Genomic DNA, 15,327 nt, shown 5'->3' on the forward strand with positions numbered 1-15,327 from the left:
GATATGCAATTGCAATAGAGGGTTCCGGTTGCTCTTTCGTTCTTGCATCGCCATGTCGTTGAACGTGATCCGGCTTCCGCATCCCGCGCTGCACGCGAGCCATTCCGGCATCTGGATGGCGGATGGCGAGCAGACGCGGGCGCTGTCGCGTGGCGAGGCGATCCGGCTGGCGGCCGACACGCCGGTGATCCTGCTCAACGCGCCGCTGATCGGGCAGCGGCTGGGTTACGCCGAGTTGTCGGGGCTCGACCTGCTCGAATTGTTCGCGTTCCTGCATCCGGCGCGGTTCATGGTGCCGACGCCAAAGGGCGTAGCGGATGCGTGCGGCGTGTCGGCGCCGGCGCGCGACGATGAGGTGGCCGCCTTCCTGCGCGATGCGGCGGCGCGGATGCTGGCGGTGACCGACGGCGACTGGCCCGAGCGCGAGGGCGCGTGGACTTCGGCGCAGTCGCTGACCCGCGCGCGCTGGGCGTGGGCGCCAGTGGTCGGCCCCCGGATCGCCAAGCCGCAGCAGAACGAGCGCTGGCTGTTTGCGCGCCTTCCCGAATGGGATGAGGTCGCGCCCCGCCCCGCGCCGCGCAGCGTCACGCTGGAGGAACGCGCGGTGCTCGATCGGCTCGACCGGCTGACCGGGGAGAATGCCGAGCCGCGCGCAGGGCAGCGCGCCTATGCCGCTGCCGCCAGCGCAGCTTTCGGGCCGCGCGCTGCGCGCGACACGCCCAACCTGATGCTCGCCGAGGCGGGGACGGGAATCGGCAAGACGCTGGGCTATCTCGCCCCCGCCAGCCTGTGGGCGGAACAGGCCGGCGGCGCAGTGTGGGTGTCGACCTATACCAAGGCGCTGCAACGGCAATTGGGGCACGAGACGCGCCGGCTCTACCCCGATCGCGCGCTGCGCAAGGCGAAGGTGGTGACGCGCAAGGGGCGCGAGAATTATCTCTGCCTGCTCAATCTCGAGGATGCGTTGCAGGGCGGGTTCGCGGGGCGCGCGGCGATCCTCGCGCATCTGGTCGCGCGCTGGGCGGCCTATACCGATGACGGCGACATGATCGGCGGCGATCTGCCCGGTTGGCTGGTCGCGCTGTTCCGCCGCAACGGCTCGGCGGCGCTGACCGACCGGCGCGGCGAATGCGTCTATGCCGGCTGCCCGCATTACCGGAAGTGCTTTATCGAGCGTGCGGCGCGCGCCTCGGCGGAGGCGGATCTGGTGATCGCCAATCATGCGCTGGTGATGGTCAATGCCGCGCGTGGGCGCGAGCTGGCGACGCGGCCGACGCGCTATGTCTTTGACGAGGGACATCACCTGTTCGATGCCGCCGACGCGATGTTCGGCACCGCGCTCACCGGATCGGAGACGATCGAGCTGCGACGCTGGATCGTCGGGCCGGAAGGAACGTCGCGCGGGCGGCGGCGCGGGTTGCAGGCGCGGCTGTCGGATGTCGCCAGCTATGACGAACAGGGCGGGCGCGCCGTGACCGACATCGTCGGCGCGGCGCAGGCGCTGGCGTCCGACGGCTGGCTGTCGCGGGTCGCCGAAGGGCAGCCGTTCGGCGCGATCGAGGCGCTGCTGGGGGCGGTGCGCGGGCTCGCCTATGCGCGCGCCGAGGAACGTGGTGCGGACGCTGGTTACGGGCTGGAGACCGAGCTTGCCGCGCCCTCGCCCGAGTTGATCGAGGCCGCCGCGCCCGCCGCGCAGGCGCTCGACGCGCTGGTGCGGCCGATGGTGGCGCTCGGCAAGCGGCTCGAGGCGGTGCTCGCGGAGGGGCCGGACTGGCTCGACGGGCAGGCGCGCGCACGGGTGGAGGGGGCGATCGCCTCGCTCGGCTGGCGTGCGGAGACGGTCGCGTCGTGGCTGGCACTGCTCGCTCGTGTCGGCGGCCCGGCCGATCCGCGCTTCGTCGACTGGTTGGCGGTCGATCGCGTCGAGGGGCGGGAATTTGATATCGGGCTGCACCGCCGCTGGCTCGACCCGACGCTGCCGTTCGCGGAGACAGTACTGAAGGGCGCGCACGGCGCGCTCGTCACCTCCGCGACGCTGACGGCGGGGGGCGATTGGGACATTGCCGAGGCGCGGGTCGGTGCGCCGCATCTGCCACGCGCGGCGGGGCGGTTCCAGGTCGAGTCGCCGTTCGATTATGCCGCGCGCGCCGAGGTGGTGATCGTCACCGACGTGAAGCGGGGCGACATTCCCGCGCTCGCCAACGCCTATGCGCGGCTGGTCGAGGCGAGTGAAGGCGGCGCGCTGGGATTGTTCACCGCGATTCGACGGCTGCGCGCAGTCCATGCGCGGGTCGCCGATCGGCTTGCGCGCGCCGGGCTGCCGCTCCACGCGCAGCATGTCGATCCGGTCGATACGGGCACGCTGGTCGACATCTTCCGCGACGATCCGCACGCCAGCCTGTTCGGCACCGACGCGCTGCGCGACGGGGTCGACGTGCCCGGCCATTCGCTGCGGCTGGTGGTGATGGAAGGCGTGCCCTGGCCGAAGCCGACCGTGCTCCACGCCGCGCGGAGGCTGACCGGGGGCGGCAGCGCCTATGACGACCGGATCGTCCGGGCGCGGCTGGCGCAGGCGTTCGGGCGGCTGATCCGGCGCGGCAGCGACGCGGGGTTGTTCGTGCTGCTGTCCGCCGCAATGCCGTCGCGGCTGCTCGACGCCTTTCCGCCGGGCGTGACGGTGACGCGCGTGCCGCTCGACGAGGCGGTCGAAAGAGTGAAGCGGCGGCTTTCCACCGCGTCTAACATGGGGCATGACGCGCCCCTCGATGCCTGATGGAGACCATCGCCCCGTGAAGACGCTGACGCTGCTGCGCCATGCCAAATCGGGCTGGGACGATCCGGTGGCGCGCGATTTCGACCGGCCGCTCAACGCGCGTGGCCGGCGCGCGGCGGTGACGATGGGGCGGCATCTTCGCGAACTCGGACTGAGCTTCGACCGGGTCGTCGCATCACCCGCGGCGCGCGTCGACGAAACGATCGTCGAGGTGGAGCGCGGCATGGGGGGCGCACTGGCGCCGGTGTGGGACCGGCGGCTGTATCTCGCGGCACCGACGACGTTGCTCGACGTCGTGCATGAATGCGACAGCGCGGCGGACTCGCTGCTGCTGGTCGGGCACAATCCGGGGCTGGACGAACTGACGCTGCTGCTGACCCCCGACGAGGCCGGCGCGTTACGCGCCGCCGCGGGGGAGAAATATCCGACCGCAACGCTGGCCGAGATCACTTTCGACACCGACGACTGGCGCGCGGCAGCGCCCGGCACGGGCCGGCTGACGCGTTTTATCCGACCGCGCGACGTCGATCCGGCGCTGGGACCGGACGGCGACTAGAGTGCGATCCATCTAAGTTGAAGCGTAGCCGCTGTTGCGGAGATAGTTGGCGCATTCGTGGGGTGGGAAGGCGTCGAGAAGCGAGCCGATCTGCTGCCATGTCGTCTCGACCGATCGGGTGTTGGCCTTGCGCAGCAGCGTCTTGAGTTTGGCAAAGACCTGCTCGATGGGATTGAGGTCGGGCGAATAGGGCGGCAGGAACAGAAGCCTGGCGCCGACGGAGCGGATAAGCTGTCGCACGGCCTTGCTCTTGTGGCTGCCGAGGTTGTCCATGACGACGATATCGCCGGGCGAAAGGGTAGGCAGCAGGAACTGCGCGACATAGGCGGCGAAGCTCTCGCCGTTGATGGGGCCGTCGAGCACGAGCGGCGCGTCGATCCGATCGTGCCGGAGCGCGGCCAGAAAGGTGAGTGTGCGCCAGTGGCCGTGCGGCACCTTGTCGACCAGCGGCAGGCCACGAGGGGACCAGCCGCGCAATCGCGTCATGTTGGTCTTGGCCCAGGTTTCGTCGATGAAGACGAGCCGACGCGGATCGATCCTGCCCTGATACTTGCGCCATTGCGCGCGGCGTCTGGCAATAACGGGCCGATCCTGCTCGCGGGCGATCAACGTCTTTTTTTGAACGTGATCCCGGCCTCGCGCACGATCCGCCACACCGAACCGTAGCTCGTCACCACGCCGCGCTCGCCCAATTCCGCCACCAGTCCGCGCAACGTCACGTCCGGCTTGGTCGCCAGTCGCTCCAGCAGCCACGCACGTTCGGCAGCCAGCGAACGCGGCTGCTTGCGTCCCAGCCGTCGCGCCGCGGCGCTGCCCGTCGCCCGACGTCGTTGCGACCACTTCGCCGCACTCGCCACGCTCACGCCGAACAGTTCAGCCGTCGCCCGGCACGACCGGCCACCCAGAACCGACGCCGCTACCCGCTCACGCAAATCATCCGAATAGGCTCGACCCACACCTGCCGACCTCCGCACGGCCAGCACCTTGAATCAGACTTCCAGCGCCGTGTGAATCCCCGATCGACTCCGCTCAGATGACTCAGACTCTAGCGGCGATCGGCGGCACTTTCGATCGGGACACCTACTAACGTCGTCGCCCCCGGGCCTAATCCAGAGCCTCGCTTCGTGCCGACAGAGAGAAGAAGCGGGATCCCGGATCAGGACCGGGATGACGCGTCCGGCACTGACCCGCGCTCCGCCGTTACGCGGTCAGACGCCTCGCGCTCCGCACCGACTGCCGCGCGCACCCCGGCGCGGCCGCGCCGCTTCAACTCGGCCTTCAACTCCTCGGGCTTCGGTGCGATGAGGAAACCGAAGCTGACGTTCCCTTCCTTCGTCTCGACGACATGGTGCAGCCGGTGCGCCTGGATGATCCGCTTCATATACGCGGATCTGGGCAGATATCGCGTCGGCAGCCGCTTGTGGACGATCACGTCGTGGAACCCGAAATAGATCGCGCCATACGCCGCAACTCCCGCGCCGATCCACGTAAACCCCGGCCACCAGCCGAGTTGCAACCCGCCGAGGATCATCACGAACGACGGCACCGCGAAGATCGCGGCATACAGGTCGTTCAGCTCCCAATTGCCGTGCCGCGCGCGGTGGTGGCTTTCGTGGAGGAACCAGCCCCAGCCGTGCATCACCCAGCGGTGCATGACATAGGCGAACCCCTCCATCAGCGCGACGGTGGCGAGGAACAGCAGCAAGGCGGGCCAGAACGACATCGCGCGTGCATATAGCCATCGTGCGCGCGTCTCGCTACGTCGGCGCGCATCATGACCGACGATCTCCGCCCGGAAAGCCTCCGAACCGCCGCTCTCGAATCCAAGGCCTGGCCGTATGAAGAGGCGCGCAAGCTCCTCAAGCGCTATCCTGCGGGCAAGCCCGATGGTCAGCCGGTGCTGTTCGAAACCGGCTACGGCCCGTCGGGGCTGCCGCACATCGGCACCTTCAACGAAGTGCTGCGCACCACGATGGTCCGCAACGCCTTCCATGCGCTCAGCGACCTGCCGACGCGGCTGATCGCGTTCAGCGACGACATGGACGGGCTGCGCAAGGTGCCCGACAACGTCCCCAACGGCGACATGCTGCGCGAACATCTCGGCAAGCCGCTGACGCGCATCCCCGATCCGTTCGGCAAGTTCGACAGTTTCGCCGCGCACAACAATGCGACGCTGCGCGACTTTCTCGATCGCTATGGCTTCGATTACGAATTCGCGTCCTCGACCGAATATTACGCCTCCGGTCGCTTCGACGACGCGATCAGGGGCGTGCTGCGTCACTGGCAGGGCGTGATGGACGTGATGCTGCCGACGCTGCGCGCCGAGCGCCGCGCGACCTATTCGCCGGTGCTGCCGGTCAGCCCGAAGAGCGGGATCGTGCTGCAGGTGCCGGTCGAGGTGATCGACGCCGAGCGCGGGCTGATCGCGTTCGACGATGAGGGCGAGCGCATCGAGCAATCCGCGCTCGGCGGACTGTCGAAGCTGCAATGGAAGGTCGACTGGGCGATGCGCTGGGTCGCGCTCGGCGTCGATTACGAGATGGCGGGCAAGGACCTGATCGACTCGGTCGTGCAATCCTCGAAGATCGCGCGCGTGCTCGGCGGACGCCCGCCGGAGGGCTTCAATTACGAGATGTTCCTCGACGACAAGGGCGAGAAGATCTCGAAGTCGAAGGGCAACGGCCTGTCGATCGAGCAATGGCTGACCTACGGCCCCGAGGAGAGCCTCGCTTTCTACATCTATCGCGAGCCCAAAAAGGCCAAGCAGCTCCACATGGGCGTGATCCCGCGCGCGGTGGACGATTACTGGCAGTTCCGCGGCAATTATGCCGGGCAGGCGGTCAAGGAGCGGCTCGGCAACCCCGTCCACCACGTCCACGACGGCAAGCTGCCCGACGGCACGCTGCCGGTGACGTTCGGCTTGCTGCTCAACCTCGTCGGGGTGATGGGTGAGGGCGCGACGCGCGAGCAGGTATGGGCGTATCTGGCCAATTACGTCGCCGATGCGACGCCCGCCGCCTATCCGGAGCTGGATCGGCTGATCGGCCATGCGCTGGCCTATCATCGCGACCATGTCGCCCCGACGCTCCAGCGCCGTGCGCCCGAGGGTGTCGAAGTCGCGGCGCTGGAAAGCCTCGACGCGGAGCTGGCGGCGCTGCCCGAGGAGGCGAGCGCCGAGGACATCCAGAACATCGTCTATGAGATCGGCAAGACCGGCGGTTTCGCCGAGCTGCGCGACTGGTTCAAGGCGCTGTACGAGACGCTGCTCGGGTCGAGTCAGGGGCCGCGGATGGGCAGCTTCATCCGGCTGTATGGCATTGCGAACACGCGGACGCTGATCGCCGAGGCATTGGGGAAAAGCTAAACCTTCCCCCTTCGCCCGAAGCTTCGTCATTGCTTCGCTACGCTGGCAATGACGGCATGAGCGAACCCCGGGCGACGACGCCTAGAACAAACTCCCGCCCGCCGGGGCGGACGGCGAGGGCGCCGGTTGCGGCTCTGCCGGCCGTGCAGGTGGCGGGGCGAACGCACCGGTGATCGCCGCCGTCTCCAGCGTATCGAGCGCCGCGCGCGCGTCGATCCAGCGCCGCGCCGCCGCGGTCCAGTTCGCTGCATCCGCGGCCCCCGGCAACCGTTCGACCTCCGCCAGCGCGGTCTCGACATTGCCGTTGTCGAGCTGCCGCCGCGCGCGCGCCAGCCGGTCGGACGGCAACGGCGAGGGCGTGTCGGCGCGGTGGATGACCACCAGATTGCGCAACTCGCTGCCGATCCCGCTCCACCAGTCGCTGGGTCGCGCCAGCAGCATCGGCGTCGCGACGTTCAGGCTCTCGCGCAGATCCTCCAGCGTCACCGGCTGGCGCGCGGCACGGATCACCGTGCCGACCTGTGCCGGCAGCGTCGCGCCGAAGCGGCGGCGCAATTCGTTCTCCAGATAACCGAGACCCGCGCCGCGATCGAGCGCGCGCCGCGCCGCGAACGTGACGAAGATCGCCTCCGCCTTGCCGGCATTCACCGCCGCCTCGGCGGTATCGGCGTCGGTGCGCGCCGCGCGCGCCTCGAGATTGGCGAGTTGCGCAGCGAGCGTCGCCTCGCGCAGCGCCAGAGTCGCGGCATCGGTACTGGCTTCGGGCGGCGCGGCCGGCGCGGCGGTCGGCTTGGCGGCGGGCGCGTTCGATCCGCCGCGCGCGAAGAAGCCGGGCGTGTTGCGCACCGCATAGGCCATCAGCCCCAGCCCGATCAGAAAGGCGAGGATCGCGATCGCCAGCGCCGGGCCGATCCGCGATCGCGTAGGGGGGCGCGTCGTGGCAAGGGGGTCGCTCATTGCCCGCTTATCCTCGCGCCCGCCGCGCCGGTCAATCGCGCGCGGCGAGCGCTGCCTGGATCAGCGCGGCATCCCCGGGCCGCTCGGCGACGACGACCTTCGCCCAGCCGCCGCCCGCTGCTGCGGCGACGGCGCTGCTGAGCGCGGCAAGGCGGATCTGCGCCCGCGGCAGCCGTCCGGCCAGCATCGCGAATCGCTGCGCGGCGCGAGCGGAATGGAGGAGTACCACGGCGTCCAACGCTGCCGCGAGCGCGTCGGGAGCGACCACGACCGGCTCGCTGGCATAGACCGGCAGCGCGCTGACCCGCGGCTGCGCGACATGCTCGCGCCCGGCGAGATGCAGCAATCGTGGAAAGGCGGCGGCGCGCGCCACCGCCGCGGCGGCATCGCCGTCGCCGACGATCGCGACGTCCAGCCCGGCCGCGCGCGCCGCCGCCGCGGTTGCGGCGCCCACCGCGACGACCGGCAGCCCCGCCAGTCGCGCGAGCCCGTCGCCCGCCAGCCGCACCGCCTGTGCGCTGGTCAGCAGCAAAGCGTCAAAGGCTGTCGGATCGGGCGGCGACCAGTCGAGCGGCGCCGCGGCGAAGAGCGGAAGCGCGACCGGCTCCAGCCCCGTCGCCGCCAGCGCTGCGCAGGTGCGTGCGTTACCCGGTTCGGGCCGCAGCACCAGCGCGCGCGTCACCCGAACAACTCGCGGATCGCCGGCGGCGCGCGCGTCAGCAGATCCTCGGCCAGCCGCGCGCCCAGCGACAGCGGGTCCGGTCCCTCTGCCATGCCCTCGACCGCCTCGCTGCCGTCGGCGGTCAGCAATTGCGCGCGCAGTACCAATGTCTCGCCGCCGACCACCGCCAGCGCCGCGACCGGCGAATGGCAGTCGGCGCGCAGGCCCGCGAGCAATGCACGCTCCGCGGCGACCGCACGGTGGGTCTTCGCGTCATCGATCGCCGCGACCAGCGCGCGGGCCGGTCCCTCGGCCAGCGTCTCGACCCCGACCGCGCCCTGCGCAGGCGCCGGGAGCATCACGTCGAGCGGGATCGCCGCCCCGGTGTCGTGCCGCCCGAGCCGCTCCAGCCCGGCGGCGGCGAGCAAGGTCGCATCGACCTCGCCGGCCGCCAGCTTGCCGAGCCGCGTATCGACATTGCCGCGGAACAGCACCGCCGCCACATCCGGGCGTAAGCGGCGAAGCTGCGCGGCACGGCGCGGGCTGCTGGTGCCGATTATCGCTCCGTCGGGCAGCGCCGCGATCGAGGGCGCGCCGATCAGCCGGTCGCGGACATCGGCACGCGGCAGCGTCGCGACGATCGCGATCGCTTCGGGGCGCAGCGTCTCGACGTCCTTCATCGAGTGGACGCAGGCGTCGACCTCGCCGGCCAGCAGCGCGCGGTCCAGCTCCTTGGTCCACAACGCCTTGCCGCCGATCTCGGCGAGCGCGCGATCCTGCACGCGATCGCCGGTGGTGCGGATCGTGACGATCTCGACGTCGTCCCAGCCGTGCGCGGCCATCAGCGCATCGCGCACCATGCCTGCCTGGGTGAGCGCGAGCGGCGAACCACGGGTACCGAGCCGGAACATGGCCGCGGGTCTTGGCGACTTCGGCGCGCGTGGGCAAGCGTTGCGGCACCACACCAGCAGTCGCCCCTCCGCAGGCAGGGGCATATGGCTGTGTCGTTCTGGCGTGTCGTCTGACACAAATTCCGTCGGGCATTTCTCGGGCCGATCGCGCGACGGTACAGACATGGGCCCCTGCCTGCGCAGGGGCGACGGGGCGAACGCCGGGGTCGATATGCCGCGCCGGTTATCCTAGATAGCCGCGATGCTGATCCTCGGGCTCGAATCCTCCTGCGACGAAACCGCCGCCGCTCTCGTCACCGGCGACCGGGAGGTGCTGGCGCACCGGCTCGCCGGGCAGGAGGCGGCGCATCGCCCCTATGGCGGCGTCGTGCCGGAGATCGCCGCGCGTGCGCATGTCGAGGTGCTGCAACCGCTCGTCGAGGCGGCGCTCGCCGATGCCGGCAAGACGCTCGCCGATGTCGACGCGATCGCCGCCACCGCCGGGCCGGGGCTGATCGGCGGCGTGCTGGTCGGGCTGGTGACCGGCAAGGCGCTCGCGCACGCCGCCGGCAAGCCGTTGATCGCGGTCAATCATTTGGAGGGTCATGCGCTCAGCCCGCGGCTTGCCGACCCCGATCTCGACTTCCCCTATCTGCTGCTGCTCGTCTCGGGCGGGCATTGCCAGTTGCTGCTGGTCGAGGGTGTCGCACGCTATCGCCGGCTCGCGACGACGATCGACGATGCCGCGGGCGAGGCGTTCGACAAAACCGCCAAGATCCTCGGGCTCGGCTTCCCCGGCGGTCCGGCGGTCGAGCGCGCCGCCGCCCAGGGCAATGCGCGCGCGGTGCCGCTGCCGCGCCCGCTCAAAGGCTCGCCGGAGCCGCATTTCTCCTTCGCGGGGCTCAAGGCCGCCGTGGCGCGGATGGCGCCCGATCACGCCGCCGCCGATGTCGCGGCGAGCTTCCAGCAGGCGGTGGTCGACTGCCTGATCGACCGCACCCGCCGTGCGCTCGACAAGGCTGACGGCGCGACCGCTTTGGTCGTTGCCGGCGGGGTCGCGGCGAATGGCGCCGTGCGCGCGGCGTTGGAGGCGCTCGCCGCCGAGCACGGGCTGCGCTTCGTTGCACCGCCGGGCTGGCTGTGCACCGACAATGCCGCGATGATCGCCTGGGCGGGCGCGGAGCGGTTCGCCGCCGGGCTGACCGACCCGCTCGACACCGTGGCGCGCGCGCGCTGGCCGCTCGACCCGGACGCGGAAAAGGTGCGCGGCGCGGGGGTGAAGGCATGAGCGGCCCGATCGGCGTCATCGGCGCAGGGGCGTGGGGCACCGCGCTCGCGCAGGTCGCCGCCACCAACGGCCATGAGGTGCGGTTGTGGGCGCGCGACCCGGCGCTGGTCGCGGCGATCAACGCGGATCACGAGAATGCCGCCTACTTGCCCGGCATCCCGCTCTCGCCGCTGATTCGCGCGACCGGCGATCTGGCGTGGGTCGCGGAGGCGGCGGCGAACCTGATCGTCACGCCCGCGCAGGCGATGCGCACCGTGCTCGCGCAGTTGCCTGCCAACGCACAGGCCCTGGTGGTCTGCTCTAAGGGGATCGAGGCGGGCACGCATCTGCTGATGAGCGAGGTCGCGCAGGAGCAGCATCCCGCCTCGCCGGTGCTGGTGCTGTCGGGGCCGACCTTCGCGCACGAGGTCGCGCGGAGGCTGCCGACCGCGGTGACGCTGGCCGGGCGCGACCCGGCGACACGCGCGCTGCTCGCCACCGCGATCGCTGCGCCGCATTTCCGCCCCTATGCCAGCAATGACGTGATCGGCGCGGAGATCGGCGGCGCGGTGAAGAACGTGCTCGCGATCGCCTGCGGGGTCGTCGACGGCGCGGGGCTGGGGCAGAATGCGCGTGCGGCGCTGATCGCGCGCGGCTTCGCGGAGATGACGCGCTTCGGTGGGGCGAAGGGCGCGCGGGCGGAGACGCTCGCCGGGCTGTCGGGGCTCGGCGATCTGGTGCTGACCTGTTCGTCGACCGCGTCGCGCAATTTCTCGCTGGGCGTCGGGATCGGGCGCGGCGAGGCGGCGGCGGAGCTGCTGACGAACCGCCGCACGGTCGCGGAGGGGGCCTATACTGCGCCGGTGCTGATGGAGGCGGCGCTAGCAGCGGGGGTGGAGATGCCGATTACCGCGGCGGTGTGCCGCCTGCTCGCGGGCGAGGCGGTGCGCGGCGTGATCGACGATCTGCTCGCGCGGCCGCTGAAGGAAGAGGTATGATTGTCATTGCGAGCGCAGCGAAGCAATCCAGTGTTCCGCGCGGGGCCCTGGATTGCTTCGCTGCGCTCGCAATGACGGCAGATCAGGCGCGACCGCGACCTCACCCGCACCGTCATCCCGGGCTCGACCCGGGATCCCGCTTTCTATCGATGCGGGTAAAATAGGAAGCGGGGTCCCGGATCAAGTCCGGGACGACGGGAAGGTGTAGGCCGCCGCGGCGAAGCCGCGTCGTCGGTCGGAGCCTTGCTCCGCCGGCCGGGCGGGGCGCTGCTGGCGGAGCGGCGCGGGCGTAACCGCGCCTGCGCCCCGCCTCAATCGAACAGCGACGAAACGCTCGCCTCGTCCGAAATCCGCCGCATCGCCTCGGCGAGCAGCGGCGCGATCGTCAGGTGGCGGATCTTGCCGACGTCCTTGATGGTGTCGTGATTGCCGATCGAGTCGGTGATGACCAGCTCGTGCAGCGCCGATCCCTCCACCCGTGCCACCGCGCCGCCGGACAGCACGCCGTGCGTCACATAGGCGACGACGTCTTCCGCCCCCGCTTCCTTGAGCGCGGCGGCGGCGTTGCACAACGTGCCTGCCGAATCGACGATATCGTCGATCAGGATGCAGAAGCGCCCCTCGACGTCGCCGATGATGTTCATCACCTCCGACTCGCCCGCGCGCTCACGGCGCTTGTCGACGATCGCGAGCGGGGCGTTGTCGAGCCGCTTCGACAGCGCGCGCGCACGCACCACGCCGCCGACGTCGGGCGAGACGACCATCAGGTTCTTCTCGCCGAAGCGCGCGCGAATGTCCTGCGACATCACCGGCGCGGCGAACAGATTGTCGGTCGGGATGTCGAAGAAGCCCTGGATCTGTCCGGCGTGCAGGTCGACCGACAGCACGCGGTCGGCGCCGGCGGTCGTCACCAGATTGGCGACCAGCTTGGCCGAGATCGGGGTACGCGGGCCCGGCTTCCGGTCCTGCCGCGCATAGCCGAAATAGGGCAGCACCGCGGTGATGCGCTTGGCCGACGCGCGCTTCAGCGCGTCGATCATGATCAGCATTTCCATGAGGTTGTCGTTGACCGGATAGCTGGTCGACTGGACGACGAACACGTCTTCGCCGCGGACGTTCTCCATGATCTCGACGAAGATTTCCTCGTCGGCGAACCGGCGCACCAGCGCCTCGGTCAGCGGCACCTCCAGATAGTCGGAGATCGCACGCGCCAGCGGCAGGTTGGAGTTGCCGGTCATCAATTTCATGGACGAACACCCTTTCGTGCGGGCTCGTTTAGGCGCGGGGGCTGGCGAGGGGAAGGGGGCGCGCGTAAGCGGCTGGCGCATGACGGTCATCACCCGCTTCGCACCCTCGCCGACCGGCACGCTGCACGTCGGCAACATTCGCACCGCGCTCCACAACTGGATGTGGGCGCGCGCGCACGGCGGACGCTTCCTGCTGCGCATCGACGACACCGATGCCGAGCGCAGCGAGGAACGGTTCGTCGATGCGATCCGCGCCGACCTCGCGTGGCTGGGGCTCCGCCCCGATGCCGAGGAGCGGCAATCGGCGCGCAGCACCCGTTACGAAGAGGTCTTCGCGGAGCTGCGCGCGGGCGGTCATATCTACCCGGCCTATGAAACCGCGCAGGAGCTGGACCTCAAGCGCAAGATCCTGCGCGGGCGCGGGCTCCCGCCGGTCTACGACCGCGCCGCGCTGGCGCTCAGCGATGCCGAGCGCGCGGCGCTGGAGGCCGACGGCATCCGCCCGCACTGGCGCTTCCGGCTCGACCATGCGACGCCGATCGCATGGACCGACCTGATCCGCGGCCCGCAGCACTTCGACGCGGCGACAATGAGCGATCCGGTGATCCGCCGCGCCGATGGCTCGTGGCTCTATATGCTGCCCTCGGCGATCGATGACCACGACATGGGCGTCACGCATGTCGTGCGCGGCGAGGATCACGTCACCAACACCGCGCTGCAATTGCAGATGTTCGCCGCGATGGGCGTGACCCCGCCCGTCTTCGCGCACGAGGCGCTCCTGACCGGCGCGGAAGGCAAATTGTCGAAGCGGCTCGGCAGCCTCGGCGTCGACGCGCTCCGTGACGAAGGGATCGAGCCTGCCGCGATCGTCTCGTTGCTCGCGCGGCTCGGCACCAGCCAGCCGGTCGAGCCGCATCTCGATCCCGCGCCGTTGCTCGAAGCGTTCGAGTTCGCGCATTTCGGCCGCGCGCCCGCCAGGTTCGACGAGCGCGAGCTGGCGCAGGTCAATGCGCGGATCGTCCACCAATTGCCGTTTGAAGCGGTCGCCGACCGCCTGCCTGCCGGGATCGATGCGGTGGTGTGGGAAGCGATTCGTCCGAACCTCGAAACGGTCGCCGGCGCCGCAGACTGGTGGCAGGTGATCGAGGGGCCAGTCGACGCACCCGCCGCCGGGGAAGACGCCGAATATCTGGCGCGGGCCGGCGAGGTCGCACGCACGATCGACTGGGCGGGCGACCCGTGGCACGCGCTGACCGCGGCGCTGAAGGAGGCGACCGGGCGCAAGGGCAAGCCGCTGTTCCTGCCGTTGCGTCGCGCGCTGACCGGGCGCGATCACGGGCCGGACATGGCGGCGCTGCTCCCGCTGATCGGACGGGAGCGTGCGATCGCGCGACTGGACTCGAACAGGGGCGGCTGACCCCCTATATCCCAGCCATGCGACATTTCCTCGCCCGTATCTCGCCGGTGCGCGCCACGCGCGATCTGCGCTACTTCCTCAAGACGCGTGAGCGGTACGAGTGGAGCTTCTTCGCGCTGTCGATCGTGGTGACGTCGGTGGTGATCTGGGCGTTCTTCTACGATTCGTATGCCGAGAAGGAATACCGTCCCAACATCGTCTACTTCAAGCAGTGGAAGCTGGACCGGACCGATGCCGAGATCGTCGCGCAGCAGAAGATCGACAAGCCGATCCGCGATGCCGAGATCGCCGCGCAGAAGGCGCGCGAGGAAAAGCTCCGCGCCAGCTTCAAGCGACTCGACGACAAGCTGACCAACGCGGGTCTTTGATCCCTTGCCTGACGACGCGCGCTGGATGGCCGCCGCGCTCGCGCTGGCGGAGCGGACGCGCGGGCGAACGACGCCCAATCCCAATGTCGGGTGCGTGATCGTCCGCGACGGTCGCGTCGTCGGGCGCGGCTGGACGCAAGCCGGCGGGCGGCCGCACGCCGAGGCGATGGCGCTCGCCGAAGCCGGTGACGCTGCCCGCGGGGCGACCGCCTATGTCACGCTCGAACCCTGCGCGCATGTCAGCACCCGTGGCCCCGCCTGTGCGGACCTGCTCGTCGTTGCCAGGGTCGCGCGCGTGGTAGCCGCGATCGGTGACCCCGACCCGCGCACCGATGGCGGCGGCTTTGCGCGGCTCCGTGCCGCCGGCATTGCGGTCGACGCCGGCGTGCTGGCCGACGCGGCGCGGCGCTCGATGGCGGGCTTCCTCACCCGCCGCGCGCTCGGCCGCCCGCACGTGACGCTCAAGCTCGCGCTGTCGCTCGACGGCGCGGCGGCGATGGCGGACGGGCGCAGCCGCTGGATCACCGGCCCGGCGGCGCGCGCGCACACGCATCTCGAACGCAGCCGCCATGACGCGATCCTCGTCGGGCGCGGGACGTGGGAGGCGGATCGCCCGCGGCTCGACGTGCGATTGCCGGGGCTGGAGGATCGCAGCCCGTTGAAGGTGGTGCTCACCACCAATCCTCCCCCGCAAGGGGAGGTGGCAGCCCGCAGGGCTGACGGAGGGGTGATGAGGCTCGAGACGGCTCCGCAAGCGGCGACCCCTCCGTCAGCCTTTCAGGCTGCCACCTCCCCTTTCAGGGGAGGTGGCAGCCTGAAAGGCTGACGG

14 protein-coding genes are annotated in these 15,327 nt (G+C 70.4%); 8 read left to right on the plus strand and 6 right to left on the minus strand.

Annotated features, from left to right (window positions below):
• Positions 1–52 precede the first annotated feature (52 nt).
• Both BACI71_RS00580 and BACI71_RS00585 read left to right on the plus strand, forming a co-directional pair.
• Entirely contained in the window at positions 53–2,773 is a 2,721-nt protein-coding gene (locus BACI71_RS00580) for an ATP-dependent DNA helicase (protein WP_159753614.1), read from the plus strand.
• 16 nt (positions 2,774–2,789) lie between these two features.
• Positions 2,790–3,329: a SixA phosphatase family protein gene (locus BACI71_RS00585; RefSeq protein WP_159753618.1), complete on the plus strand. Its 540-nt coding sequence runs from the start codon at positions 2,790–2,792 to the stop codon at positions 3,327–3,329.
• A gap of 12 nt (positions 3,330–3,341) precedes the next feature.
• On the opposite strand, the gene BACI71_RS00590 is transcribed toward BACI71_RS00585, so the two are convergent.
• Positions 3,342–4,285 (minus strand): IS630 family transposase gene (locus BACI71_RS00590; protein ID WP_159760702.1). Its coding sequence is split into 2 segments (ribosomal slippage): positions 3,342–3,947 and positions 3,950–4,285, totalling 942 coding nucleotides; the frame shifts between segments, so codons are not numbered across the junction.
• A gap of 200 nt (positions 4,286–4,485) precedes the next feature.
• On the minus strand, positions 4,486–5,052 hold the full coding sequence (locus tag BACI71_RS00595) for a sterol desaturase family protein (protein WP_159753621.1): 567 nt from the start codon (positions 5,050–5,052) through the stop codon (positions 4,486–4,488).
• 51 nt (positions 5,053–5,103) lie between these two features.
• Here BACI71_RS00595 and BACI71_RS00600 point away from each other — a divergent pair, with 51 nt between their 5' ends.
• Positions 5,104–6,693 carry a lysine--tRNA ligase gene (locus BACI71_RS00600; RefSeq protein WP_159753624.1) on the plus strand — a complete coding sequence of 530 codons (1,590 nt, stop codon included), beginning with the start codon at positions 5,104–5,106 and terminating at the stop codon, positions 6,691–6,693.
• Between the two features lie 81 nt (positions 6,694–6,774).
• Here BACI71_RS00600 and BACI71_RS00605 read toward each other — a convergent pair whose 3' ends face one another.
• Genes BACI71_RS00605 through hemC form a run of 3 tightly spaced genes read right to left on the minus strand, consistent with a single transcriptional unit; the run spans position 6,775 to position 9,222 of the window.
• The gene (locus BACI71_RS00605; protein WP_159753627.1) at positions 6,775–7,650 is read right to left on the minus strand and encodes a hypothetical protein; all 876 of its coding nucleotides are present in this window, start codon (positions 7,648–7,650) and stop codon (positions 6,775–6,777) included.
• A gap of 31 nt (positions 7,651–7,681) precedes the next feature.
• A complete protein-coding gene (locus tag BACI71_RS00610; protein ID WP_159753630.1) occupies positions 7,682–8,332 on the minus strand; it encodes a uroporphyrinogen-III synthase in 651 nt (216 codons plus the stop codon).
• A complete protein-coding gene (gene hemC, locus BACI71_RS00615; RefSeq protein WP_159753633.1) occupies positions 8,329–9,222 on the minus strand; it encodes a hydroxymethylbilane synthase in 894 nt (297 codons plus the stop codon). The genes BACI71_RS00610 and hemC overlap by 4 nt, the downstream gene beginning before the upstream one ends.
• Before the next feature lie 241 nt (positions 9,223–9,463).
• Between hemC and tsaD the strand changes: the two genes are divergently transcribed.
• Both tsaD and BACI71_RS00625 read left to right on the plus strand, forming a co-directional pair.
• Positions 9,464–10,489 carry a tRNA (adenosine(37)-N6)-threonylcarbamoyltransferase complex transferase subunit TsaD gene (gene tsaD / locus BACI71_RS00620; RefSeq protein WP_159753636.1) on the plus strand — a complete coding sequence of 342 codons (1,026 nt, stop codon included), beginning with the start codon at positions 9,464–9,466 and terminating at the stop codon, positions 10,487–10,489.
• The gene (locus BACI71_RS00625) at positions 10,486–11,466 is read left to right on the plus strand and encodes an NAD(P)H-dependent glycerol-3-phosphate dehydrogenase (RefSeq protein WP_159753639.1); all 981 of its coding nucleotides are present in this window, start codon (positions 10,486–10,488) and stop codon (positions 11,464–11,466) included. The genes tsaD and BACI71_RS00625 overlap by 4 nt, the downstream gene beginning before the upstream one ends.
• Positions 11,467–11,777: 311 nt before the next feature.
• On the opposite strand, the gene BACI71_RS00630 is transcribed toward BACI71_RS00625, so the two are convergent.
• Entirely contained in the window at positions 11,778–12,713 is a 936-nt protein-coding gene (locus tag BACI71_RS00630; protein WP_159753644.1) for a ribose-phosphate pyrophosphokinase, read from the minus strand.
• 79 nt (positions 12,714–12,792) lie between these two features.
• Here BACI71_RS00630 and BACI71_RS00635 point away from each other — a divergent pair, with 79 nt between their 5' ends.
• From BACI71_RS00635 to ribD, 3 genes are read left to right on the plus strand one after another with little or no spacing between them, the layout of a single operon-like run.
• On the plus strand, positions 12,793–14,130 hold the full coding sequence (locus BACI71_RS00635) for a glutamate--tRNA ligase (protein ID WP_159753647.1): 1,338 nt from the start codon (positions 12,793–12,795) through the stop codon (positions 14,128–14,130).
• A 17-nt stretch (positions 14,131–14,147) separates the two neighbouring features.
• The gene (locus BACI71_RS00640) at positions 14,148–14,498 is read left to right on the plus strand and encodes a hypothetical protein (RefSeq protein ID WP_159753650.1); all 351 of its coding nucleotides are present in this window, start codon (positions 14,148–14,150) and stop codon (positions 14,496–14,498) included.
• A 25-nt stretch (positions 14,499–14,523) separates the two neighbouring features.
• Complete coding sequence (gene ribD, locus BACI71_RS00645; protein WP_159753653.1) at positions 14,524–15,324, plus strand: bifunctional diaminohydroxyphosphoribosylaminopyrimidine deaminase/5-amino-6-(5-phosphoribosylamino)uracil reductase RibD; 801 nt, start codon at positions 14,524–14,526, stop codon at positions 15,322–15,324.
• Positions 15,325–15,327 lie beyond the last annotated feature (3 nt).

This window comes from Sphingomonas sp. 8AM (genome assembly GCF_902506455.1).
GTDB lineage: Bacteria > Pseudomonadota > Alphaproteobacteria > Sphingomonadales > Sphingomonadaceae > Sphingomonas.

What these genes read in the sequence shown, in the direction of transcription:
- BACI71_RS00605 (WP_159753627.1), bottom strand. Translation starts at nt 7,650, where the DNA reads ATGAGCGACCCCCTTGCCACGACGCGCCCCCCTACGCGATCGCGGATC.
- BACI71_RS00630 (WP_159753644.1), bottom strand. Translation starts at nt 12,713, where the DNA reads ATGAAATTGATGACCGGCAACTCCAACCTGCCGCTGGCGCGTGCGATC.
- tsaD (WP_159753636.1), top strand. Translation starts at nt 9,464, where the DNA reads ATGCTGATCCTCGGGCTCGAATCCTCCTGCGACGAAACCGCCGCCGCT.
- BACI71_RS00595 (WP_159753621.1), bottom strand. Translation starts at nt 5,052, where the DNA reads ATGTCGTTCTGGCCCGCCTTGCTGCTGTTCCTCGCCACCGTCGCGCTG.
- ribD (WP_159753653.1), top strand. Translation starts at nt 14,524, where the DNA reads ATGGCCGCCGCGCTCGCGCTGGCGGAGCGGACGCGCGGGCGAACGACG.
- BACI71_RS00600 (WP_159753624.1), top strand. Translation starts at nt 5,104, where the DNA reads ATGACCGACGATCTCCGCCCGGAAAGCCTCCGAACCGCCGCTCTCGAA.
- BACI71_RS00635 (WP_159753647.1), top strand. Translation starts at nt 12,793, where the DNA reads ATGACGGTCATCACCCGCTTCGCACCCTCGCCGACCGGCACGCTGCAC.
- BACI71_RS00580 (WP_159753614.1), top strand. Translation starts at nt 53, where the DNA reads ATGTCGTTGAACGTGATCCGGCTTCCGCATCCCGCGCTGCACGCGAGC.
- BACI71_RS00625 (WP_159753639.1), top strand. Translation starts at nt 10,486, where the DNA reads ATGAGCGGCCCGATCGGCGTCATCGGCGCAGGGGCGTGGGGCACCGCG.
- BACI71_RS00640 (WP_159753650.1), top strand. Translation starts at nt 14,148, where the DNA reads ATGCGACATTTCCTCGCCCGTATCTCGCCGGTGCGCGCCACGCGCGAT.
- hemC (WP_159753633.1), bottom strand. Translation starts at nt 9,222, where the DNA reads ATGTTCCGGCTCGGTACCCGTGGTTCGCCGCTCGCGCTCACCCAGGCA.